Consider the following 22,215-nt stretch of genomic DNA (forward strand, 5'->3'; position numbering starts at 1 on the left):
GGCACCCAGCTCCCCGACCGCCTCGCCCTCCCCCACACCGAGCCCGGCACCCAGCTCCCCGACCGCCTCGCCCTCCCCCACACCGAGCCCGGCCGCCCCGTCGCCCTCCCGGACCTCCGCCGCTCCCTCGGCCCCCGCCTCCACCCCGGCCCCGGCCACCAGCGCGGCAAACCGCTCGGCCACCGCCCAGCAGCAGGTGCTCGACCTGGTCAACACCGAGCGTTCGCAGAACGGCTGCGGCCCGGTCAAGGCCAACAGCAAGCTCCAGGCGGCCGCCCAGGGCCACTCCGAGGACATGGCGGCCCGGAACTTCTTCGACCACACCAACCCCGACGGCAAGGGCCCGCAGCCCCGGATCGAGGCGGCCGGCTACCGCTGGAGCACCTGGGGCGAGAACATCGCCCGGGGCCAGCAGGACGCCGCCGCCGTGATGGCCGCCTGGATGAAGAGCCCGGGCCACCGGGCCAACATCCTCAACTGCGCGTTCACCGAGATGGGCCTCGGCACCCACTTCGCCTCCGGCGGCCCGTGGTGGACCCAGAACTTCGGCGCCCCGGCCTGACGGAATACCGGACGGCTCCCGACGGTTGTGCCGCTCGGCCACTCATGAACCCTCGAAAGGACTCCGCTGTGAGCCTGTACGACATCCCGCTGCGCACCCTCGACGGTCAGCCGACCTCGCTCGCCGACTACAAGGGCAAGGCGCTGCTCGTGGTCAACGTCGCCTCCAAGTGCGGCCTGACCCCGCAGTACGCGGGCCTGGAGCGGCTGCAGCAGCGCTACGCCGCCCGGGGCTTCACCGTGCTCGGCGTCCCCTGCAACCAGTTCCTCGGCCAGGAGCCCGGGACCGCCGAGGAGATCCAGACCTTCTGCTCCACCACCTACGGCGTCTCCTTCCCGCTCTTCGAGAAGCTCGACGTGAACGGCGACGACCGGCACCCGCTCTACAACGAGCTGACCAAGTCGGCCGATGCCGAGGGCACCGCCGGTGACGTCTCCTGGAACTTCGAGAAGTTCCTGATCACCCCCGACGGCACCGTGGCCGCCCGGATCCGCCCGCGCACCGAGCCCGAGGACCCCGAGGTGGTCGCGCTGATCGAGGCCAACCTCCCCGCCTGACGCTCCGTCCGTCCGGCGTCCGTCCGGCGTCCGTCCGAAACGGCGGACGCCGGATCAGGCCGCCCGGCCGACCCGCAGCGCCCAGAGCACCAGCGGCACCTGCAGCGGCAGCCGGGCCAGCGCGGTCACCCGCTGCGGGGTCGGCCGGTGCCGCCAGTCGTACGCCATCTTGGCGTTGGCGGGAAAGACCGCGACGAAGAACCCGGCGGCCGCCAGCGCCCCGACCCTCCTGGTGCGCGGCACCGCCACGGCGGCCCCGAGGGCCAGCTCCGCGACCCCGCTGGCGTACGTCCAGGCCCGGGGCTCACCCGGCAGCGAGCGGGGCACGATCGCGTCGAACTGTCCCGGCCGGGCGAAGTGGGCCACACCCGCGCCCAGCAGCAGGCCCGCCAGCAGCGTGGCGGAACGTGTCGAGCCGGCCATGTTGACTCCCTGATGCGGTTCGCCCCAGCATTGACTGTTACCGGACAGTAGCACTCCGGCTCCGGTCAGGTTTCAGGTCTGCAACTACCGTGCGTTCACTGTCGGTTCACCGGCCCTCCTGCCTGCACACTGTCAGGGGGGCGGCGCCGTACCGTCCCCCCGGGGGAAGGCGGAGCAGTGCACGACATCGAGGACCGGACGGTTCACCAACTCTTCGAGGAGCACGCCCGACAGGCGCCGGACGCACCCGCGCTGGTCTGCGGCGAGCAGCGGCTCAGCTACCGCGAGCTGGACGAAAGCGCCGACCGGCTGGCCTACCACCTGCGCGAACTCGGTCTACGCAGCGGCGAGTTCGCGGCCGTGGCACTCGGCCGGACCCCCGACCTGCTGATCGCCGTACTGGCGGTGCTGAAGACCGGGGCGGCCTACGTGCCGGTGGAGCCGACCGGTCCGGACCGGATCATCCGTCATGTGCTGGCCGAGGCCGACCCGTTGGTGGTGATCACCCAGGAGGCCTACCGGGTCCGGCTGACCGACGCCGTCGACCGGACCGTGCTCTGCCTGGACGGCGCCCCGCTCCCCGAGCGGACAGGCCCGCTGCCGGACCGGTCCGGGCCTGCCGATCTGGCGTGCGTCTTCTACACCTCGGGCTCCACCGGCCTGCCCAAGGGCGCCCTGATCGAGCACCGCAACCTGCTGCACTCCTACCAGGGTTGGCGCGAGGTGTACGGGCTGACCGCCGAGGACCGGTTCCTGCAGACCGCCACGCTGGAGTTCGACGTCTTCACCGCCGACTGGATCCGCGCTCTGTGCAGCGGCGGCGTCCTGGTGCTGGCGCAGCGCAACTTCACCCTCGACCGGACCGCCTCCCCCGCCGAGCTGCACGAGCTGCTGCTGCACGAGCGGATCACCGTGATGGAGACCAACGCGCACACCCTGCGCCGGCTGTTCGCCCATCTCCAGCCGCTGGGCCTGGAGTTGGGCAGCGTCCGGCTGCTCTCGGTCGGCGCCGAGAAGTGGTACCTGGACGAGCAGCTCAGGCTGCAGCGCTATCTCGGTCCGGGGGTCCGGCACATCAACGTGTACGGCGTGGCCGAGGCAGCGGTGGACAGCGCCTGGTTCGACACCGCCACGCTGGCCGAGGAGCCCGACCACCCGGAGCGGCTGTCGCTGATCGGCCGGCCGTTCCCGGGCACCGGGATCCGGCTGCTGGACCCGGCCGGGCAGCCGGTGCCGCCGGGGACCCCGGGCGAGATCTGCGTGTCCGGGCCCGGGGTCGGCCGGGGCTACCTCAAGCGCCCCGAGCTCACCGCCGAGCGCTTCGTCGAGGGCGGCCGGGTCTACCGGACCGGCGACATCGGGGTGCTTCGGCCGGACGGACTGCTGGAGTTCGTCGGCCGGTCGGCGGGCCAGGACCCGGCGGCGGCCGCCTCGTTGGCGGCCGTGGAGGTCCTGCTGCGCGGCCACCCGGAGGTGCGCGAGAGCGCGGTCGCCGAGGTGGAGACCGGGCCCCGGCGGACCGGGCTGGTCGCGTACGTGGTGGCGGCCGAGGGCGCGCGGGCCGAACCCTGGGCGCTGCGGGCCTACCTGGCCGAACGGCTGCCGGACCGGCTGCTGCCGGAGGCCGTGGTACCGCTCCCGGCCCTGCCGAGGACCCGGGCCGGCAAGCTGGACGCCCGCTCGCTGCCGCTGCCCGCGCCACGCGGCCACGCTGCGCCAGGTCCTGGCAGCGGGGGCTCCGCCAAGGCGGTCTCCGGCGGCAAGGGCGGCGGCTTCCTGGCGGCGGAGTACCGGCGGCTGGGTGAGGGCACCAGGTGGGCGGCCGTCACGGCCGTCGGAGCACTCGCCGCCGCCGTGCTGACCGACGGCCTCTGGCCGGGCTCGACCGACCTGTCCAGGGTGCCGTCACCCTGGGACGCGCTGTTCCAACTGCTCTACCTGGTCGAGTGGCTGGGCTTCGGCCTCGGCCTGGCCTTCCTGCTGCTCGGCGGCCCGCTGCTGGCCCGCAACGGCCGCCCGCTCGGCCTGACCCTGTCCGCCCGGCTCGCCGTCGCCTGGCTGCTCGCCGCCTGGTGGCCGCAGGACAACTGGTACCGGGTCAGCCAGGCAACCGACTGGCCGCGGCAGGCCACGCTGGTCTACGGGTTCAACGTCTCGCTGATCGTCGCGGCGGCGGTGCTGGTCTGCTTCCTGGCCTGGCAGCCGGGACGGCCGGCGGGCCGCTGAGCCCGGGCGGGCCGCCCCGCCAGCAGGCTGAAGTCGTAGTGCTCGGACCGCAGTCGGAGCTGCATGGCCTTACTCCTCGTTCGGGGTTCGGGTACGGTCCGTACGTTGGCAGCCCGACCCGGCGCCGGTCCAGGCTTTTCCGTTGTCCCGGACAGCGTTCGGCTGTCCGGCCTGGTCAGCGACCTGTCCGGATCGAATCCGGACAGCGCCCCAGGGGGGGCATTGCCGAATCAGCGTCGGCTGGCCAGGATATGACGCATGGACAGTCGACACGGGGTGGCGCCGGAACAGGCCGAGAACGCGGCCGGGTTTCTCGCGCTGATGCGGGAACTCAAGGACGGGGCCGGTCTGACGTACCGCCAGCTGGAGGAACGGGCCGCCGAGCAGGGCTCGGTGCTGGCCCGCAGCACGCTCGCCGATGTGCTGAACGGCCGTACGCTGCCCCGCCCGGAGCTGCTCTCCGTCTTCGTCCGGGCCTGCGGCGCGGCGGACCGGGAGGCCGACTGGCTCCGGGCCAGGGACGCACTCGCCGCCCCGCCGTCACCGCTGCTGCCGGCCCCGCCGTCGCCGGCCGACGAGCGTCCGCCGGCCGCGCTCCGCCGCCGAATACCCCGGCTCCCGTTGGTCGCCTCGTTCACCTTGGCGGCCGCCGTACTGGTGTGGGCCCTGACGCCCTCGCTCTCCGAACAGCCCGCCGCCGCACCGCAGCACCAGTCCGTCGCCGCCCCGCAGCACCAGTCCGTCGCCGCCCCGGCCGTGCTGCCCACCGGGTGGGTCCGGATCCGCCCGGTCACCGCGCCCGAGCTCTGTCTGACCGACGGACGGGTGCGCGACCAGCGCTACACGCCCCTGGTGGCGGTCCAGCGCCCCTGTGGCGAAGCGGGACCGCAGGCCACCCTGCTGGAGCCGCTGGGCGGCGACGAGTACCACATCCAGTGGCACCACCCGGACTACGGCAAGGGCTGCCTCAAGGCGCTCACCGACGGCCCCGGCCTCGGCCTGCTCGAACCGATGGACGACTGCATCCGCGGCAGCCACTTCCACGTCGAACCGTCGGGACCGGCCGGCAGCGGCACGTACGTGCTCCGGGTGGACGGCCAGGGCTGCGCCGGGATCGCCGGCGACGGCACCGGCGCGGGGACCGAGACGGTGATGGCCCACTGTGTCGGCCGGGGCGGCCAGGTCTTCTTCGTCGAACCGGTCACCCGGCCGACCTTCAGCGCTCCCTGAGCACACCCGCGAACGGGTCCGCGAGCCCCTGGTTCGCGGCCCGCAGCAGGTACTCGGCCGCGTCCAACTGCTCGGTGCCGTCGGCCCAGAGCGCCACCCCGGTGTACGGCAGCGGATCGAACCCGGCGGTCGGGATGGTCGGCAGCAGGCCCACCCCGAGCGCCGCGCACCGTTCGGCGACCCTGGCCAGGTGCGCCAGCAGGGCAGGCTGCGGCAGCCGGGCGCCGAGCGGGAGCTGGTCCAGGGTCCGGACGTACCGGGCCGTGCCACCGAGGCGGGCGGCCAGCATGAAGGCCACCGACGGGCCGGTCAGCCGCAGATTGGTCTCGGTCGGGGCGAGCCGGCCGAGCGGGTCGACCACGAAGTCCAGGTCGTACCAGCCCCGGTGGCCCGCTTCGGCGAGCGCCCGGCCGACCGCGAGCCCGAACGCGGCGGCGGGCCCGGCCAGCGAGGCGGGCACCGCGTCCGGACCGACGGTGGCGCCCCGGTAGGTCGTGCCCTCGATGTGCATCACGGCGGTGCCGACCGGGTGCACCTCGCCGTCCGGTCCTATCACCCCGTCGAAGCTGAGGTCGCGCAGCGGGCCGTGCCCGGCCACGAACTCCTCCAGCAGCGGGGCCCGGCCGGTCTCCGCCCGCAGCCGCCGCAGCGCCGCCAGGGCGCCACCCGCCGCCCGGACCTGGCGGGGCGTCAGCACGGCCGTGCCGTGGCCGCCGACCCCGTAGGGCGCCTTGACCACGCTGGTCAGACCGGCGGTGGCGCGGGCCCGGAGCAGCCCGGCCAGCCGCCACCGCGACCCCGGCTGCCACTGCTCGGGCACCCGGACCGCCGGGTGGTCGGCGGCCAGGCGCCGGAACAGCCGGTGCGACTCCGCCTTGGACTCGAACCGCCGCACCACCGGCCCGGTCCCGCCCCAACTCCGGACCGGCAGACCCACGTCGGCGATCCGGTCGCGCAGGCCGGGCCGGGCGGCCAGCGCCTCCGCGAGCCCGGTGTCCGGGGCGATCCCGCTGTGCACCTCGACCGGGCCCCAGCCCAGCTCGCCGGCCAGCCAGTCCGTCCACTCCGGTTCGACCTGGAGCGGCAGCACCAGCACGGCCGGGTCCGGGGTGTAGAACGCGGCCAGGCACGAGTAGTGGTGCGCCTGCCGCAACGCCCCGGACCCCGGCCGCCCGAACTGCGCGTTGAAGTCCGCCACGTCCCCCAGATGGACGGCCCGCTGCCCACCGGTCCACCCGCTCTGCCATCCGCCCCCGGCTGCCATCCGGCCAGCCTACGGTGCGTCAGGCCTCCCCGGGGTGCCAGGCCGGCCACTCCCACGGGCGGTCGGCCCAGTGCACCTTCGCACTGTCGTGCGGATCGAGTTCGGGGAACAGCTCGTGCACCCTCGGCTCGAACTCCTCCGGTGCCAACGGCTCCCACCCCGCCCCCGCGAAGTGCACCAGGCGGTAGCGGCTGTCGGTCCGGAACTCGGCCACCTCGACCAGCGGGGCGGCGGGATCACGATCGGTATTGGTCTGCATACCGCCCAGCATCGACCGCCCGCCGCCGCCCCGCACCCGAACCACCCCCACCTGGCGCAGCGTCACCACCCGTCTGCCGCCCCGTGGGTGGGAATCGGCCCCAGGCACCGGGGGCGGCGTGCAGCGTCTTCTCCGCCTTCTCCGCGGACGCGAAGACGTTCCGCCCGGGCAGGTGGCTCGTTGAGCATCGGGGCTCCGAGCAGCGGCGGCTCCCGGGCGGGAGGAGCAGCGTGAGCGAGCAGTGGCAGGCACCCTGGCAGTACGGGTGGGAGCAGCAGTCACCGCCACCCACCCCCTGGGAGCCGCCGGTGACGCCGCTGCCGTCCCGGCGCAGCCGGATGCGGCGGCGGGCGGCCTGGGCGGCAGGCGGGGTGGTGGTACTGGCCGGGCTCTGCTGGCTCCCGAGCGCCTGTGCGGCGGACCCGGCGCAGTCGGTGCTGCCGGTAGTCGACACCCCGTCACCGAGCCCGCTCGGCCTGCCCTCCCCGGTCCTGCTGCCCCCGCCTCCACCACCGCCCGTGGCGGTGAGCAGCAGCCCGCCACCGCCCTCCGTCACCCCCACCACCGCCCCGACCCCTCGTCAGACCCGGTCCCCGAAGCCGGCCAAACCCTCCCGGACACCCCGGTCGAGCGCACCCCCTTCGCCGACCGGCTCCTCCCCCGACCTGCTCGCCTCGCTCCAGGTGTGCGCGGAGGCCGAACGCCTGGGTCAGTGGGCGCCCGGCTCCGAACAGGCCCGGATCTGCCACAGCCTGTACGGCGGCTGACGGACCGCTCAGTGCAGCAGACCGGCAGTGACCAGGTCCTGCCGGATCCTGGGCGCGAGGGTGGCGGCCAGGGTGTCGGTGATGTGCCCGGTGTCCCGGTAGAGCAGCACGCCCTCGCGGACCGGTGGGCAGTCGCCGGGCGGCGGGCAGAGCAGCGGCCGGTAGTCGAGCACCTGGACGCCGTACCTGGCCGCCAGCCCGTCCGTGAGCAGCGGTTCGGGCTCGAAGGCGGTGCTGCGCGGGAAGGTGCAGTCCTCCTCGGCGGCCAGGCAGACCGGAATGTCCTTGCCGGGCACCGGGGTGTCGGCCAGGTACGCGATCGGGGCGCCTAGCGCGCGTAGCCGATCCAGGGTGGTGGCCCAGCCGGTGGCCCGCTCCGCCCGGTCGCCGTAGCGGTTCAGCCCGGCCAGCACGACCAGCTTCGGGGCGGGGCCGGTCGCCAGCCGGGCCAGGGTGTGTTCGCGCCAGCGGTCGCACTCGGTGTACTCCCGGCCCAGCACCGGATCCCGCACGGTCATGGTCGGCAGCGGGCAACCCGGTTTGACCAGTACCTCCAGTGCCCAGTCACGTTCGCGGACCAGCGGCAGCAGGGCGGAGAGCCACTGCCCGGCGTGCGAGTCGCCGAGCAGCACGATCTTCTCCTGGGCCTTCGGGTTGCCGAACCGGCAGGTCGGGCTCTGTTCGGCGGCCAGCGGGATCTCGCAGCCCTCGCCGGGCGGGAAGTCCGTCCTGGCCCGGGCCAACGAGGGGGTCAGGCCGCGTAGTTGACTGCCGGGCAGCAGCAGGCTCGGCCCGCTCGGCGCACCGGCCAGGGCCACCGCCGCAGCCCCGGGATCGCCGAGCGCCCGGACGGCCCCGCCACCCAGGGTGAGCCCGGCGATCAGCGGTACGGTCAGCGCGACCGCACCGACCGCCAGCCCCTTCCGCGGCGCCCCCACCGTGCCGCGCCGCAGCGGGAGTTCGACCAGACGCATCGTCAGCCAGGCGGGCAGCGCGGCGCCGAGCACCAGGGCGACGGCGATCGGCAGTGACAGTGTCCCGTACCTGGCCTCGGCGATCGCCAGCAGCGGCCAGTGCCACAGGTACCAGGAGTACGAGATCCGCCCGGCCGCCCGCAGCGGCGGCACCGAGAGCAGCGAACCGGCCTGGTACCAGCGACTGCCGGGCCCGGCCAGCAGCAGGGCGACGGTGCCGAGTGTGGGCAGCAGCGCGGCGCTGCCGGGGAACGGGGTGCTGCGGTCGTACAGCAGCACCGCCGCCACCACCGCGGCCAGGCCGAGCCAGCCGAGCACGGCGGCACCGAGCAGCCGCCGTCCGTACAGCAGGGCGGCCGCCGCGCCGAGGGCGAACTCCCAGAGCCGGGTGGCGGTGGAGAAGTAGCCGAGCGGGGCGGCGTCGGCCGTCCAGCGTAGGCAGAGCAGGAAGGAGGCGGCGCCGACCCCGACGGTCAGCAGCAGCACGGCGGCTCTGCGCCACCTGGCGGCGAGCAGCAGGACCGCGCCCCAGAGCAGGTAGAACTGGTTCTCCACCCCGAGCGACCAGAAGTGCAGCGCCGGGCTCGGGTCGCGGGTGGCCGCGAGGTAGTCGGTGTGCTGGCCGGCGAACCGCCAGTTGGCGAACTGTCCGGCCGCCGAGAGCAGGTCGCGGGCCAGGTCGGTGCCGCGCAGCGGGCAGCCCCCGGCGGCGGTGGCGGTCAGCACCACGGCGAGCAGCAGCCAGCCCCCGGCGGCGGTGGCGGTCAGCACCACGGCGGCGGCGGGCAGGATGCGGCGGGCCCGGCGGGCGCAGAACTCCCGGAAGCCGATCGGGTGTCGACCGGTCAGCAGGCCGGTGATCAGGAAGCCGGAGAGGACGAAGAAGACGTCCACCCCGGCATAGCCACCGGTCAGGGCGGGCACTCCGGCGTGGAAGCCGAGCACCGCGAGGACGGCGACGCCGCGCAGGCCCTCCAGGTCGGTCCGGAAGACCGGGGCGGGGGCCGGTTGAACCCGGGGCGGGGGTGCGGTGGGCCGGGTCAGGGTGATCAGGTCGGTCATGGTGGTGCTCCTTGCGACGGCTGCGGTGGGTGTGCCGCCGGGCCCTTGGGGTGGCCTGGCAGGCGGTCCCGCGCCGGTGGGGCGACGCGCAAGTCGGAACTGCTGTATTGACGGTGCGTCAGAACAGCGGATCGGCCCAGCCGGTGGCCAGCAGGGCGGTGAGCGCGAACACAGCGGTCACCGCCAGCGCCTCGGGCCGGCCGAACGCCTCGGTGGCGCCGCTCGCGGCACCGCCTCGGACCTGGTCGCGGCCGCGCAGCAATGCCCAGAGCGCGGTGAGCACGGGCAGCGCGGTGTAGGTGGTGAGAGCGAGCAGGGCAGCCAGCGCCCAGTAGGGCTGCCAGCCGTACCGGGCGACCGCCCGGACCAGGCCGACGGCTCCGGCGGCCAGGCAGAGGCTCAGCCAGCCGACCCCGATCCTGGCCACCGTGCGGCCGAGCGCGGAGCGGCCGGCGATCGCGCCGGTGGGCACCCAGTCGGCACTGCGGTGTCGCACCGCGTGCACCAGGGCGACCACGTGGCAGAGCCCGCCGAGCAGTTGGACTCGGGTGACCTCGAACCGCCAGCGGGTCCGGGAGGCGGCGGGGAGCAGCGCGAGCGAGACCCAGAGCGGCGGCAGGAACGGCAGCACCTGCCAGGGCTCGATCCGCTCGGGGGTGAAGAACAGCAGGATCAGCGCGGGCAGCGGCACCGCGAAGACGTTCACCGCGCTGCTCAGGTAGCCGAGGATGCCGTTCCAGAAGCACAGCCTGGCCCCCTTGGGCAGCGGGCTGCGGTGGAACTCAGGGTCGCCCAGCAGTGCGAGCGAGCCCAGGCACCAGCGGTACTGCTGGCTGATGAACGCGGACAGGCCGGTCGGCGAGAGGCCCTTGGCCAGCAGGGTGGGGACGTAGCGGGTGTGGAAGCCGTGCCGCCCGAGCGCCAGTCCGGTGTACAGGTCCTCGCTGTGGTCGGCTTCGTAGAAGCCGCCCCCGAGTCGGAGCGCACTGCGCCGGTAGAGCGCGTTGGTGCCGCAGCAGACCGTGCCGTCCCGGGCGTCCCTGGAAGGCTGGATCCAGCGGTAGAAGATCTCCTGGGTGGCGCCCGCGCCGCGCTCCAGCCAGCTCATCGAGGCATCGGTGTCGAAGCACTGCGGGCTCTGCACGATGCCGGTGCCCGGCTCGTCGAAGTACGGCACCAGGTGGTCCAGCAGGTCGGGGCGCGGGCAGAAGTCCGCATCCAGCACCGCGACCAGGTCGGAATCACCGTTGGCCAGACCGAAGTTGAGGTTTCCGGCCTTCTTGAACCGGCCCAGGTCGGGGCGGGTGTGGTACTGGAATCCGTACGACTCCGCGAGCTCCCGCACCTCGGCACTGGCCGCGTCGTCCAGCACCCGGACGGTGAGCTCACCGCGCCAGCGCAGGGCGGCCACGTGCCGGTAGGCGTTGGCCAGCACGTCCAGCGGCTCGCCGCAGGTCGGCAGCAACAGGTCCACCGAGGGCGCCCGTTCGGGCCGCCAGGCGCGGAGCAGCAGTTGGTGGCTGTCCTGCGAGTACCGCCGCTGGCGCTGGCCGTCGCCGATGCCGAGCAGCCAGGTGGCCCCGTTCAGCACCACCAGCAGCAGGAACGGCCAGAGCAGCGGATGACCGAGAGCGAACAGGCCGAGCGTCACGGTGGCCCCGGCGTAGGAGAGCGCGGAGCAGAGCAGCACCCAGCGGCGCTGCGGACCGAAGTACCAGTACAGCTCCGCGCCGTCGGGCGGCTCCGGCAGGGCCGGAGCGGGTGCGGGTGCAGTGGGAGCGGGTGGGGTCAGTCGGCGTACGGGCATGCGAAGGGAAGCCCCCCTGGGCTCGATGTGAACGAACCGTGCTCGCGCCAGCCTGCCACATTGGTCTGGACCAATCGTGAACGGTGCATGAATCAGGCCAGCCGGTACGGAGCTTGACGGTTCGTCATCCAGGGGGGATTGTCCACTCAGATCCCCTTGATCAGCTTTTCGAACCGCAGATCGGGGCGGCGCGGGACACCGAACCGCTCGTCACCGTACGGAAATGGCGAGAACTCACCGGTCCGCCGGTAGCCCCGCCGCTCGTACCAGGCGATCAGCTCCGCCCGCTGGACGATCACCGTCATCTCCAGCGCAGTCACACCCCACCGCTCCCGCGCCACCAGCTCGGCCTGCGCCAGCACCGCCCGGCCGAGACCGCCGCCCTGCCGGGTGGGCCGCACCGAGAACATCCCGAAGTACGCCGTCTCACCCCGGTGTTCCAACTGGCAGCAGGCCAGCAGCTCACCGTCCCGCTCGGCCAGCAGCACCACACCCTCCGGCGCCCCGATCGCGGCAGCCACCCCCTCGGCGTCGGTGCGCTGCCCGTCCAGCAGATCCGCCTCGGTGGTCCAGCCGGCCCGGCTGGCGTCGCCCCGGTAGGCCGACTCCACCAGCTCCAGCAACGCGGCCACATCGCCCGGCCCGGCCGGGCGGAAGGTCAGTTCTGAGGTCTCCGACGTCATCGTTCGCTCTCGCATCCCGGGCCGACCACCGGCCCCGCCCGCATCGTGCCACAGCCTGCGACACCGCCTACCCCTCGCCTTCGTCATGGTGTCGAGCCACATCCACTGACCGTTCGTCATGTGTTCTACGCGCTGTGGCGACCATGTCCGGTGCATGACTAGCCTGCTCCACCACACCGACTCGAAGGAGTGCCCGTGCCCACCTTCCGTCTCCTCCACCGCGCGGCCCTGGCCGCCGCCACCGGCGCGCTACTGCTCGGCGCCGCCGCCGTCCCCGCCCACGCGGCGGGCGCCGACCGCCAACCGGCCGGCTTCCACCCCGAGCTCGACTTCGCCGGCTCCACCGTCGCCACCCACGAGGGGAGATCCGGCTCCCCGCTCCAGAGCCTGGCCGTCACCCAGACCAAGGGCATGGACGTCTCCGGCTGGCAGGGGAACGTCAACTGGAGCACCGCCGCCGCCAACGGCGCCCGCTTCGCCTACGTCAAAGCCACCGAGGGCACCACCTACACCAACCCCTACTTCACCCAGCAGTACAACGGCTCCTACAACGCCGGACTGATCCGCGGCGCCTACCACTTCGCCCTGCCCAACACCTCCACCGGCGCCGCCCAGGCCACCTGGTTCGTCAACCACGGCGGCGGCTGGTCCGCCGACGGCAAGACCCTGCCGCCCGCGCTCGACATCGAGTACAACCCGTACGGCGCCACCTGCTACGGCCTCAGCCAGAGCGCGATGGTCAGCTGGATCCGCGACTTCAGCAACACCGTCCACACCCGCACGGGCCGCTACCCCGCCATCTACACCACCACCAACTGGTGGGTAAGTTGCACGGGCAACAACAGCAGCTTCGGCGCCACCAACCCGCTCTGGATCGCCCGCTACGCCTCCACCGTCGGCACCCTCCCGGCGGGCTGGTCGTACCAGACCATCTGGCAGTACGCCGACTCCGGCGTGCTGCCCGGCGACCAGAACTACTTCAACGGCGCCTACGACCGCCTCCAAGCCCTCGCCAAGGGCTGACCCCTCCCACCCCGCACCGGTCGGCGCCGGCCACCCCAGGACCGACCGGTGCGCGCTCACCCCGCCCATCGGGATCTCCACCGCGCGTACCCGAATAGGGTCTTGACGCGAGATCATCAGGTCCACCATGGTCGTGGAGACGCAGGAATCCGTTCGGGACGGCCTTCCGGTCGTCCGCACGCCATATCTCGACGAGTTGGCCGGCCGGGGCGCGCGCTTTCGCCGCGCCTACTCCGTGACGCCGAGCTGCATCCGGCGCGAGTCGCGCTGATGACGGGCCTCTCGCAACGCTCACGCCAGCGGGTCGGCTACGAGGACGGCGTCACCTGGGACTTCCCGATCACGTTGCCCGGAGAATTCCGGCGGCACGGCTACCACACCCACACGGTCGGCAAGATGCACATCTGGCCGGAGCGGCAGCGTCTCGGCTTCGACGACGTGCAACTGCACGACGGATACCTGCACTTCTCCAAGGACCGATCGCGGCGCCCGGAATCGTATGACGACTACGTGACCTGGTTCCGGTTCCATCCGGACCACGGACCGTACTCCGGCTCCGACGACCTGGGCATCGACTGCAACTCGGTGGTGGCCCGGCCCTGGGATCGCCCGGAGCACCTGCATCCCACGAACTGGATCGCCCACCAGGCCGGACGCTGGCTGGACCGACGCGACCCGACGCAGCCGCTCTTCCTCTACCTCTCGTTCCACCGGCCGCACCCGCCGTACGACCCGCCGCGCTGGGCTTTCGAGCAGTACCTGAACCTGCCCGACCACACCCCGCCGACCGGCGACTGGACCGACCTCTTCGAACCGTGGCGCGACGACCTGCGGCCGGACGCGAACATCGCCCACTACCCGCAGGAGTAGGGGTAGCCCTTGCGGAACATGTGATGGTCGCCCATCATCTCGCCGTGGTCGGAGGTGAAGGCGATGTACGTGTCCTCCCGGAGGCCGTGTTCGTCCAGCGCCATCAGGAACCGGTTGATCTGCTGGTCGATGTGGCTCATGGCACCGTAGTAGCCGGCCCGCGCCCGGTTCAGCACGGAGGGCTCGGCGCGCGTGCCGCTGCTGCTGTCCGGGCCGAGGACCTCGGGGATCGTGACCGGAGCCGCGCACGAGGAGATCGTCGAGCTGCGGGACCTGATGCCGACACTGCTGGATTTCGCCGGGCTGCCGATTCCGGACGGGGTCGAGGGCCGGAGCCTGCTTCCCGTGGTGAAGCAGCCGCTGGTGAAGGGTGCGCCGGTGGTGCGGTCGTACCTGCACGGCGAGCACACGCTGTTCGGGCAGTCGTTGCAGTGGATCACGACTGACCGGTGGAAGTACTGCTGGATGTCCGGGAACGGCCACGAGCAGCTCTTCGACCTGGCCGCCGATCCCACGGAGTCACACGACCTGGCCAGGGATGCCGGCTGCCGTGAGGACCTGGAACGCCTTCGAGGACTGCTGATCGCAGAGCTCGACGGCCGTGAAGAGGAGTACGTGGCGAACGGCGTACTGGTCGCCGGACGAACGCCACGCACCGTGCTCGCGCGCGGGTCGGCTGGCGGCCGCTGATCCGCCGGCACCGGCTCGACTACGTCGGCGGCCACACCGGTGGGGCGGCGTCTCCGAGGTTGAGCAGGCCACCGGGCAACAGCGCCAGGCCACTTGGGGCCCACGGCCCGGCCGCTGGCCGGGCGCGAAATCGGTCGTTCCTGAGGGGCCGACGGACGGGACCCGACCCCAGAGGGCTGTGGCGCATTGCCGAGGAAGCCTGGAGCCTCGAATGTCCACCGCCCCACCTCACGTCCTGCCGACCCGGGTCGGCTCGGTGACCCGGATCGGGCGGTCTCCTGCGTCATGTCCGCCGAGCCCGGGTCCGTGCCGGGTCTGGTCGCCAATGCCATCTCGACCTGGTGCGGTCGTACGCGTCGGCCTGGGACAGTCCGCAGCACCAGCGTGGTGGCCGAGCTGCTGGCCGCTGACCGGCGGCAGGCGCGCCCAGGACCGTCAACGCGGCCTACCGGAGCCGGTGGGGATTCGGCCGATTTGTATGGGTATCCGCACTCCGGCGGATCCGGATGGTTTCCCGATGCCGAGCCACCGACAGTGGGAGTCAGGAGCCGTCCAAGCAATCCGGGAGCCCCAGATGTTCACCATTGACGACAACCACGATGCGTCTCACTCAAGCCCTCCAGCCGAAGTCGGCCCGGACCGGACAGTCGTCTGCGTCGTGGCCGCGGTGGCCGCCTCGGTTCCCGTTCTGCGGCGGTTCGCCCGGAGCACGGTGCGGAGCTGGGGACTGCCCGCGAGCGTCGACGAGGCGACGGCCATGGTCGTCACCGAGCTGGCCGCCAACGCCGTGCGTCACAGCGGGAGCCCGGACGTCGCCCTGCTGATCGGCCTCGGCGAGCACGCGCTGACCATCCAGGTGAAGGACCAGGGGCAGTGGCGGTCGGCCTCGCACTCGACGGTCCCCTCCATCGACACCGCTGCGTCCGGCGGCCACGGACTGCAACTGGTCAACGCGTACTCGACCGGCTGCGTCCTGTGGTTCGAGGAGACGGGGACCCGCGCGGTGGCGAGGGTGCCCCTGTCCTCCGCCGGATCCGACGGCCCCGCGAGCCGCTGACCGGCTGCGCTCTTCGCAGCTGAGGGTGGCCCCGCGAGCCGCTGACCGGCTGCGCTCTTCGCAGCTGAGGGTCGCATCGGCCGGCGTCCCGCGCTGAGGTGGTGGCCCCCGAGTCTGTGTCAGGCCCGGACCTCGAACGAGTAGAGCGAGTAGCCGTAGGCGGTGGCACGGCTGATGCCCTGCATCCGGACGTACCGGCCGGTGGTGGCCGGGAACGTCAGCGTATCCACTCCTGCGCTCGTCCGACCGCGGCGCTGGGCCACGGTGGTCCAGGTGGTGCCGTCGGCGGACGTCTGGATGTCGTAGTCCTTGCCGTAGGCGCCTTCCCAGTTCAGCCGGACCGAGGTGAACGTCCTGGAGCTGCCGAGGTCGACCCGCAGCCACTGGTTGTCACTGTAGGARCTGGCCCAGCGGGTGGCGTCGTCGCCGTCCACGGCGTTGGCTGCCAGGAGCGTCGATGTCTCGGTGGACGACGCGGTCGCCGGGTGCCGCAGCGCGAGGTCGTCGCTGATGACCTCGAACGAGTACAGCGAGTAGCCGAACGAGGTGGCGCGGGTGATGCCCTGCATCCGGACGTACCGGCCGGTGGTGGCCGGGAACGTCAGCGTATCCAGGCCCGCGGTCGCCAGACCGCGGCGCTGGGCCACGGTGGTCCAGGTGGTGCCGTCGGCGGACGTCTGGATGTCGTAGTCCTTGCCGTAGGCGCCTTCCCAGTTCAGCCGGACCGAGGTGAACGTCCTGGAGCTGCCGAGGTCGACCCGCAGCCACTGGTTGTCACTGTAGGATCACGTCCAGACCGTCCACCGCGTTCGTCGCGGCGAGCCCGCCCGCCTCGGTCGAGGATGCCGTCGCCGGGCGGCCGTAGGCGAGGTCACCGGGGTTGCGGTTGAGCGCGATGGTGTCGGGCAGGTAGCTAGTGCCCGGGCCCTGGCCGACCGTCGCGGCCTTGAGCAGGAAGGCCGTGTAGTCCGTCCCGCCCTTCGTCGGAGACCACATTTTCTGGGCCAGTGCGGCGAAGCTCTTCTCGATCAGTCCGTGGACCTGCAGCTCGGTGTAGTCCACCCAGGTCTGGTCGTTCCAGACCGCGGGCATCGCGCCGAGCAGCTTGGGGTCCTGCGCGGTGAGGTTGTTGCTGCCTCCGAAGATGTTGGGCGCCCAGCTGTTGAAGATGTAGCCGCCGTCGAGCCCTTGGCCGTGGTAGTAGCTCGCGAACGGCACCACGTAGAGCAGGCCGTCGTTGGAGTTGATCACCTTGTAGCCGTCGGCGATGGCGGCCGTGGGCGAGTACCAGTCGTTGTTCCAGCTGTTGATCACCATGTTCTTGTCGTAGCCCGCACCGCCCCCGGACATCTGGGTGAAGCTGCCCCAGGCGTTGACGCTCTTGCCGAGGGACCGCACGTACGGGGCCATGGTGTTGACGTAGGTCTTGTAGGCAGTCGCCATCGAGGACGGGTACTCGTCCACGCCGATGTGGACGGTCGGGCCGCGGAACCACGGCGCGAACTCGGCGAAGACGCTCTTCATGAAGTCGGTGGTGGCGGGCTTGCTCAGGTCGAGGTGGTCGGACTTGCCGCCGTTGAGCCCCAGTTCGGGCTTGAAGTGGATGAACGCGAGGGCGTGCGCGGGCGAGTCGATCTCAGGGATGATCGTGACCGCGTTGTTCGCCGCGGTGGTCTCGAAGCCGTCCCAGTCGGCTCGCGAGTAGGACCCGTCCTGGGCCGCGAGCCCTGCGAACGCCGGGTTGGTGCTCGCGAGTCGGAACGCCGCCGGGGTCTTCGCGTAGTCGTTGTCGTAGTGCGAGGCGAACCCGTTGTCGTTCAGGTGGATCTGCAGGGTGTTCATCTTCAGCCAGCCCATCCAGCGCAACGAGGACTGGATGTACTCGGGCGTGAAGAACCGGCGCCCGACGTCGAGCATGAACCCGCGCACGGCGTAGTCCGGGTAGTCGACCGCAGTGCCCACCGGGAGGCTCAGCCGGTCGGACGAGCTGATGACGGCCTGCAGCAGGCTGCGCGAGCCGTAGAAGGCGCCCTTGTCGCTCCCGCCGACGATCTCGACACCGGACCCGACCGCGAGCCGGTAGGCCTCGGGCCGCAACTCCGACTTGGCCAACCCGAAGTCCGCCGCCGAGTCGACGCGGAGGGATATGTCACCGGCCGCCGGCGTCCCGGTGACGACCGTGGGTCGCAGCTTGGTCATCTCGGCCACGTCGGCCGCCACCTGCTTGGCCACCTGCTGCAACCCGGCCGACGCCCCGGTCGGGACCACGACCCGGCTCGTCGCCGACAGCACCAGCCGTCCGGTTCCCCCCGACCACTGCTGCAACGCGGGCACCACACCGGGCGGCGCCGAGTTCACCTCGGCCGCCTGTGCCATCCCGACCGCCGGCGCCAGCCCCGCCACCACCACGCCGACCATCATCAACCGCGACAACCGCGCGCGCCAAAGGGCATTCATCTGCGGACCTCCCACCGGGACGAAAGGGAACACTTGTCTGCAACCGCCGTCGCCGGCCCGGTTGTGGGGCCTGTGGCGGGCGACAGCGGGGTTGCCGACCGGGTGCCGGGACGTGGGAGGGCCACCGTCATTCTCTGCGCGGCGGCGATGGGTCTTTGCATGGCGTCCTCTCAGGGTGGGGTGGAGCCGGTTGTGTTTCCTCGGACGGAGTCCGCTCCGGCGGATCCGTCAGCGGACGCCGGTCGGGATCTGGTCCCGCTCGGTGGCGTCCGAGGTCATCGCGACCATCACGCCGAGTTCCTGGCGGATGGCGTGTGCGGCGGCGCCGAACACGACGCTGTGCGTGCCCAGCGTCGAGAAGCGCAAGGTCAGGGGCGCGAATCCGGACATCACGCGCAGGGCCAGCGCCTCGTTGACGTGGCGCACGAGCGCCGGGCCGAGCGGGTCGGAGGTCATCGGCCCGCCCAGGATGAATTGGGTGACGTCCAAGGTGCCCGCCAGCGTCGACAGCAGGCGCGCCAGTTCCCGGGCCGCGCGGGTGACGCGCTCGCCGAGTGCTCTGACCTCGGCGTCGTCGGCGCCGGCGAGGTAGCGCCCGACGACCGCCTCATCCGCGTCGCCGTGGATCGACGGCTGGGCGGCGATGGTCTCCAGACAGCCGATCAGGCCGCAGCGGCACCGGAGCGACACGCCGGCGTCGACGTGCCCGATCTCGCCGCTGCGGAATTCGGCGCCCCGGTACAGCCGGCCGTCGAGCACGATGCCCGCGCCGACACCGGTGCCGATCCAGATGACCACCACCGTCCCCGCGCTGTCCACGGAGAGCGCGACCTCCGACAGGGCCACCGCGTTGGCGTCGTTGACGACGTGCACGGGCAGCCCGTCACAGAGTTCGGAGATCTGCGGGCCCATCGGCAGCATGGACCAGTCGTAGTTGACCGCCGCGCGGATCAGGCCGTCGTCGCCGACGATGCCGGGCACCGCGACACCGATGCCGGCGACGGAGCCCTCGTCGGTGTCGCGCAGCAACTGCCGTACCGTCTTGGCGATCACCGACGGCGTGACCTCGCCGGGCTGGTGCGGAGCGGTGGCGATCTGCTCGACACGGCCGGTGAGTGTCAGACGGCTCGCGTGGACCCGCCCACCGGTGACCTGCACGCCAACGAAGAGATGATGCGTGTCGTCGAGTTCGAGCAACACCCTTGGCTTTCCGACCCGTTGAGCTTGACGCCCGCCCTCGCGCACCAGCCGCCGCTCGATCAGGTCGGCCACGATCTCCGAGACCGTCGCCGCCGGCAGGCCGGTGTGCCGGGCCACGTCGCTGCGCGCGAACCGGCTACCAGCGGCGGCGACGCACTGCAGGACGAGCACGTCGTTGCGGGCCCGGATGGAACTCTTGGTGCCCTTCTGGGTGAACCTGAGCTGGGTCATGCCCGCCTTCTTTACTTCAGTCACCGTCGTAACGTGCCCCGGAGGCTACGGCTCGGAACTGGCAATGAGCAACGGCTGAAGCCAGTTCGTTATCTTGTGACGGTCAAACCCACCCATAGTGGATCCCATGGGCGACGGCCTCCGAACGAACCGTCAGATGAGCCCCCGTCAGGCGACCGTCGTGGTCAGGGTCCTCTAGAGATGGTTTTGATCGGCGCAAGGTAACGAACTGGCAAGTAGTCATTGCTTGTTGCCTGCCGGACACCGTAATGTCCGGCGATGTTACGACGGTGAGTGAAGTAAAGGTCCTCGGCGAGTGCCTCATCCGCGCGGCCCTGGACGTCACCGGGTTCGTCGTCGGCGAGCCGAGGACTTCCGGCCCGATCGGCGCAGCACTTGCGCCTTCCGACTTCGGGCATGCACGGCGTCGTGCTCGGCGCCACCCGCGGTGACATCGACGCCTCGAAGCCTGTGCGGGGGACCAGTCCTCGACCGGCGTCCGCTGACGGACCCGCCGACGTGAACCCGAGGAACTCCACCTGCTCCATTCCACCCCAAGAGGACTCCATGAAAAGACCCCTCGCCGCCACCGTCGCAGCAACGGTGGCCATCGTTCCCCTCGCCTTTCTGACCGCAGCTCCGTCGGCACAAGCCGCGGGATCCACGCCCAAGACCGTCCCGGCGCTGCGTCAGTGGACGTCCGGGACCGGCTCGTTCACGTTCGGCGCCACCAGCCGGGTCGTGGTCGACCCGGCCTACGCTACGCAGCTCACCGTGGACGCCAACACCTTCGCTACCGACCTGTCCGCTCTGGAAGGCCGCACCGTCTCCGTCGTCCAGGGCACGGCAGCTGCGGGCGACATCGCCCTGACCCTGGGCGGCTCCCAGTCATCCGAGGGTTACACCATGACCGTCGGATCGAGCATCAAGATCCAGGCCAGTACCGCGACCGGTCAGTTCTGGGGCACTCGGAGCATGCTCCAACTGCTGCACCAGGGCAACACGGTCGCCGCCGGGACCGCCACGGACTCGCCGACCAAGCCCGAGCGCGGGCTGATGCTCGACACCGGCCGCAACTTCTTCCCGGTGGACTGGGTCGAGAACCAGATCCGCGACATGTCCTACCTGAAGCTCAACTACCTCCATCTGCACCTGTCGGACCACCAGGGGTTCCGACTGGAGTCCAGCACACACCCCGAGATCACCTCGGCGCAGCACTACTCCAAGCAGGACATCAGGAACATCATCGCCCTGGGCAACAAGTACCACGTCCAGGTCGTCCCGGAGATCGACGTGCCGGGACACATGGACGCGATCCTGAGCGGCGAGCTGGCGATCGGCAACGACTACCGCCTCAAGGACAGTGCAGGGAACGTCAGTTCCAGCTTCATCGACCTGACGATCCCCGGCGCCCGCACCCTGATCAGCGACCTGATCAACGAGTACCTGCCGCTGTTCACCACCTCCTCGTACTGGCACCTGGGCGCCGACGAGTACGTCACCAACTACGGCTCGTACCCGCAGCTGCTCACCTACGCCCGGGCCAACTACGGCGCCACCGCGAAGGCCAAGGACGTCTACTACGGCTTCGTCAACTGGGCCGACTCCCTCGTGCGCGCCAAGGGCAGGACGATGCGCATGTGGAACGACGGGATCGGCACCGGAGACGGCGCGCTCACCCCGAACTCCGACATCGTCGTCGAGTACTGGTACGGCTTCGGCAAGAACCCGCAGCAGCTCATCGACGCCGGGTACGAGGTGGCCAACGCGTCCTGGACGCCGACCTACTACATCTACGGCAAGGGCAAGCCGGACACCAAGTGGATGTACGAGTCCTGGACCCCGGACCTGTTCCAGGGCACGCAGACCATCAACGCCCCGTCCAAGAACCGCGGATCGCTCATCCACGTCTGGTGCGACACCCCGACCGCGGAGACCGTTGACCAGACCGCTGCCGGTATCAAGAACCCGCTGCGCGACCTCGCTCAGCAGGTCTGGGGCTCGCCGAAGCCCGTCGCCACCTACGCCGAGTTCGTGCCGATCATGGACGCGATAGGCCGCAACCCGCTGTGGCCGACCACCGTCGTCCGCGGCAACCTGGCGCAGGGCAAGCCCACCGCCGCCTCCAGTGTCGAGGTCTCCAGCTTCCCGGCGGTCAACGCCACCGACGGCTCCATGACCACCCGCTGGTCCAGCCAGGCCGCGGACCCGAGCTGGATCCAGGTCGACCTCGGCTCGGTGCAGACCGTCAACCGGGTCGGGCTGGCCTGGGAGGCCGCCTACGGCAAGGACTACCAGATCCAGATGTCGAACGACGGCACGACCTGGACCACCGTCTACACCCGGACCGGCGGCACCGGCGGCACCGAAACGCTGACCGGCTTCACCGGCACCGGCCGCTACATCCGGATGAACGGCACGGCGCGCGGCACTGTGCACGGCTACTCGCTGTACGAGTTCCAGGTCTTCCACGACGTCGACCTGGCGCTCAACCGGCCGACCACCGCCTCGTCGGTGGAGCCGGGCACCAGCTTCACCGCGGACCTGGCCACCGACGGCAAGTCCACCACCCGCTGGGCCAGCGCCCACACCGACCCGCAGTGGCTCCAGGTCGACCTCGGCGCGACCCACGCGATCAACGAGGTCAAGCTCAACTGGGAGTACGCGTACGGCAAGGCCTACCAGATCCAGGTCTCCGACGACGGCACCCACTGGATCACGCTCTACTCCACCACCACATCCACCGGCGGCGTCCAGGACCTGACCGGCCTGGTTGGCAACGGCCGCTACATCCGCATCAAGGGAACTGTCCGCGGTACCTCGTACGGGTACTCGCTGTGGTCCTTCGAGGTGTACGGCGCCTGACGCCCGCG

20 protein-coding genes are annotated in these 22,215 nt (G+C 71.6%); 10 read left to right on the plus strand and 10 right to left on the minus strand.

The window, feature by feature from the left end; translation table 11 throughout:
• Positions 1–562: CAP domain-containing protein (locus ASC99_RS41210; protein ID WP_162257928.1), on the plus strand; the 562-nt coding region annotated here is incomplete at its 5' end.
• A 68-nt stretch (positions 563–630) separates the two neighbouring features.
• On the plus strand, positions 631–1,119 hold the full coding sequence (locus ASC99_RS27175; protein ID WP_057236883.1) for a glutathione peroxidase: 489 nt from the start codon (positions 631–633) through the stop codon (positions 1,117–1,119).
• A gap of 54 nt (positions 1,120–1,173) precedes the next feature.
• Here the strand turns inward: ASC99_RS27175 and ASC99_RS27180 are convergent, their stop codons facing one another.
• A complete protein-coding gene (locus ASC99_RS27180; protein ID WP_057236885.1) occupies positions 1,174–1,542 on the minus strand; it encodes a MauE/DoxX family redox-associated membrane protein in 369 nt (122 codons plus the stop codon).
• Positions 1,543–1,719: 177 nt separating this feature from the next.
• Here ASC99_RS27180 and ASC99_RS27185 point away from each other — a divergent pair, with 177 nt between their 5' ends.
• Together ASC99_RS27185 and ASC99_RS27190 are read left to right on the plus strand one after the other, a co-directional pair.
• Entirely contained in the window at positions 1,720–3,768 is a 2,049-nt protein-coding gene (locus ASC99_RS27185) for an amino acid adenylation domain-containing protein (protein WP_057236886.1), read from the plus strand.
• 258 nt (positions 3,769–4,026) lie between these two features.
• Positions 4,027–4,998: a helix-turn-helix transcriptional regulator gene (locus ASC99_RS27190; protein WP_157531778.1), complete on the plus strand. Its 972-nt coding sequence runs from the start codon at positions 4,027–4,029 to the stop codon at positions 4,996–4,998.
• On the opposite strand, the gene ASC99_RS27195 is transcribed toward ASC99_RS27190, so the two are convergent.
• Both ASC99_RS27195 and ASC99_RS27200 read right to left on the minus strand, forming a co-directional pair.
• Positions 4,985–6,262, minus strand: a complete 1,278-nt coding sequence (locus tag ASC99_RS27195) for a hypothetical protein (RefSeq protein WP_157531779.1) — start codon at positions 6,260–6,262, stop codon at positions 4,985–4,987. The genes ASC99_RS27190 and ASC99_RS27195 overlap by 14 nt on opposite strands.
• 19 nt (positions 6,263–6,281) lie before the next feature.
• The gene (locus ASC99_RS27200; RefSeq protein ID WP_057236993.1) at positions 6,282–6,521 is read right to left on the minus strand and encodes a hypothetical protein; all 240 of its coding nucleotides are present in this window, start codon (positions 6,519–6,521) and stop codon (positions 6,282–6,284) included.
• Positions 6,522–6,751: 230 nt separating this feature from the next.
• Between ASC99_RS27200 and ASC99_RS27205 the strand changes: the two genes are divergently transcribed.
• The gene (locus ASC99_RS27205; RefSeq protein WP_057236890.1) at positions 6,752–7,288 is read left to right on the plus strand and encodes a hypothetical protein; all 537 of its coding nucleotides are present in this window, start codon (positions 6,752–6,754) and stop codon (positions 7,286–7,288) included.
• 8 nt (positions 7,289–7,296) lie between these two features.
• Here ASC99_RS27205 and ASC99_RS27210 read toward each other — a convergent pair whose 3' ends face one another.
• The 3 genes from ASC99_RS27210 to ASC99_RS27220 form a co-directional block, all read right to left on the minus strand.
• Positions 7,297–9,324 (minus strand): acyltransferase family protein, encoded by a 2,028-nt coding sequence (locus tag ASC99_RS27210; protein ID WP_082598674.1) that lies wholly within the window; start codon positions 9,322–9,324, stop codon positions 7,297–7,299.
• 118 nt (positions 9,325–9,442) lie between these two features.
• On the minus strand, positions 9,443–11,131 hold the full coding sequence (locus ASC99_RS27215) for a glycosyltransferase family 2 protein (protein WP_200948444.1): 1,689 nt from the start codon (positions 11,129–11,131) through the stop codon (positions 9,443–9,445).
• A 146-nt stretch (positions 11,132–11,277) separates the two neighbouring features.
• Complete coding sequence (locus ASC99_RS27220; protein ID WP_057236892.1) at positions 11,278–11,814, minus strand: GNAT family N-acetyltransferase; 537 nt, start codon at positions 11,812–11,814, stop codon at positions 11,278–11,280.
• Positions 11,815–12,009: 195 nt separating this feature from the next.
• Here ASC99_RS27220 and ASC99_RS27225 point away from each other — a divergent pair, with 195 nt between their 5' ends.
• Together ASC99_RS27225 and ASC99_RS37765 are read left to right on the plus strand one after the other, a co-directional pair.
• Positions 12,010–12,837 (plus strand): lysozyme, encoded by an 828-nt coding sequence (locus tag ASC99_RS27225; protein ID WP_057236895.1) that lies wholly within the window; start codon positions 12,010–12,012, stop codon positions 12,835–12,837.
• A 48-nt stretch (positions 12,838–12,885) separates the two neighbouring features.
• Entirely contained in the window at positions 12,886–13,707 is an 822-nt protein-coding gene (locus tag ASC99_RS37765; RefSeq protein ID WP_369824212.1) for a sulfatase-like hydrolase/transferase, read from the plus strand.
• Here the strand turns inward: ASC99_RS37765 and ASC99_RS41215 are convergent.
• A complete protein-coding gene (locus ASC99_RS41215; RefSeq protein ID WP_057236899.1) occupies positions 13,692–13,883 on the minus strand; it encodes a sulfatase-like hydrolase/transferase in 192 nt (63 codons plus the stop codon). The two genes, ASC99_RS37765 and ASC99_RS41215, sit on opposite strands and share 16 nt — an antisense overlap.
• Before the next feature lie 16 nt (positions 13,884–13,899).
• On the opposite strand from ASC99_RS41215, the gene ASC99_RS41220 reads away from it, so the two are divergent.
• Positions 13,900–14,397, plus strand: a complete 498-nt coding sequence (locus tag ASC99_RS41220) for a sulfatase/phosphatase domain-containing protein (RefSeq protein ID WP_057236901.1) — start codon at positions 13,900–13,902, stop codon at positions 14,395–14,397.
• A gap of 658 nt (positions 14,398–15,055) precedes the next feature.
• Positions 15,056–15,454, plus strand: a complete 399-nt coding sequence (locus tag ASC99_RS39520; protein WP_057236904.1) for an ATP-binding protein — start codon at positions 15,056–15,058, stop codon at positions 15,452–15,454.
• 119 nt (positions 15,455–15,573) lie between these two features.
• On the opposite strand, the gene ASC99_RS27250 is transcribed toward ASC99_RS39520, so the two are convergent.
• The 3 genes from ASC99_RS27250 to ASC99_RS27260 form a co-directional block, all read right to left on the minus strand.
• Positions 15,574–16,218, minus strand: coding sequence for a discoidin domain-containing protein (locus ASC99_RS27250; protein ID WP_369825177.1), 645 nt, complete (start codon positions 16,216–16,218; stop codon positions 15,574–15,576).
• A 10-nt stretch (positions 16,219–16,228) separates the two neighbouring features.
• Positions 16,229–17,911, minus strand: coding sequence for a family 20 glycosylhydrolase (locus tag ASC99_RS27255; protein ID WP_082598676.1), 1,683 nt, complete (start codon positions 17,909–17,911; stop codon positions 16,229–16,231).
• A gap of 228 nt (positions 17,912–18,139) precedes the next feature.
• Positions 18,140–19,342, minus strand: coding sequence for an ROK family transcriptional regulator (locus ASC99_RS27260; RefSeq protein WP_057236911.1), 1,203 nt, complete (start codon positions 19,340–19,342; stop codon positions 18,140–18,142).
• Between the two features lie 567 nt (positions 19,343–19,909).
• On the opposite strand from ASC99_RS27260, the gene ASC99_RS27265 reads away from it, so the two are divergent.
• The gene (locus ASC99_RS27265; RefSeq protein WP_057236913.1) at positions 19,910–22,207 is read left to right on the plus strand and encodes a family 20 glycosylhydrolase; all 2,298 of its coding nucleotides are present in this window, start codon (positions 19,910–19,912) and stop codon (positions 22,205–22,207) included.
• Positions 22,208–22,215 lie beyond the last annotated feature (8 nt).

The sequence above is a fragment of the Kitasatospora sp. Root107 genome (genome assembly GCF_001424875.1).
In the GTDB taxonomy this organism is placed as follows: domain Bacteria; phylum Actinomycetota; class Actinomycetes; order Streptomycetales; family Streptomycetaceae; genus Kitasatospora.

What these genes read in the sequence shown, in the direction of transcription:
- ASC99_RS27255 (WP_082598676.1), bottom strand. Translation starts at nt 17,911, where the DNA reads ATGAATGCCCTTTGGCGCGCGCGGTTGTCGCGGTTGATGATGGTCGGC.
- ASC99_RS27210 (WP_082598674.1), bottom strand. Translation starts at nt 9,324, where the DNA reads ATGACCGACCTGATCACCCTGACCCGGCCCACCGCACCCCCGCCCCGG.
- ASC99_RS27220 (WP_057236892.1), bottom strand. Translation starts at nt 11,814, where the DNA reads ATGACGTCGGAGACCTCAGAACTGACCTTCCGCCCGGCCGGGCCGGGC.
- ASC99_RS27200 (WP_057236993.1), bottom strand. Translation starts at nt 6,521, where the DNA reads ATGCAGACCAATACCGATCGTGATCCCGCCGCCCCGCTGGTCGAGGTG.
- ASC99_RS27180 (WP_057236885.1), bottom strand. Translation starts at nt 1,542, where the DNA reads ATGGCCGGCTCGACACGTTCCGCCACGCTGCTGGCGGGCCTGCTGCTG.
- ASC99_RS27260 (WP_057236911.1), bottom strand. Translation starts at nt 19,342, where the DNA reads ATGACCCAGCTCAGGTTCACCCAGAAGGGCACCAAGAGTTCCATCCGG.
- ASC99_RS27195 (WP_157531779.1), bottom strand. Translation starts at nt 6,262, where the DNA reads ATGGCAGCCGGGGGCGGATGGCAGAGCGGGTGGACCGGTGGGCAGCGG.
- ASC99_RS27265 (WP_057236913.1), top strand. Translation starts at nt 19,910, where the DNA reads ATGAAAAGACCCCTCGCCGCCACCGTCGCAGCAACGGTGGCCATCGTT.
- ASC99_RS27190 (WP_157531778.1), top strand. Translation starts at nt 4,027, where the DNA reads ATGGACAGTCGACACGGGGTGGCGCCGGAACAGGCCGAGAACGCGGCC.
- ASC99_RS27215 (WP_200948444.1), bottom strand. Translation starts at nt 11,131, where the DNA reads ATGCCCGTACGCCGACTGACCCCACCCGCTCCCACTGCACCCGCACCC.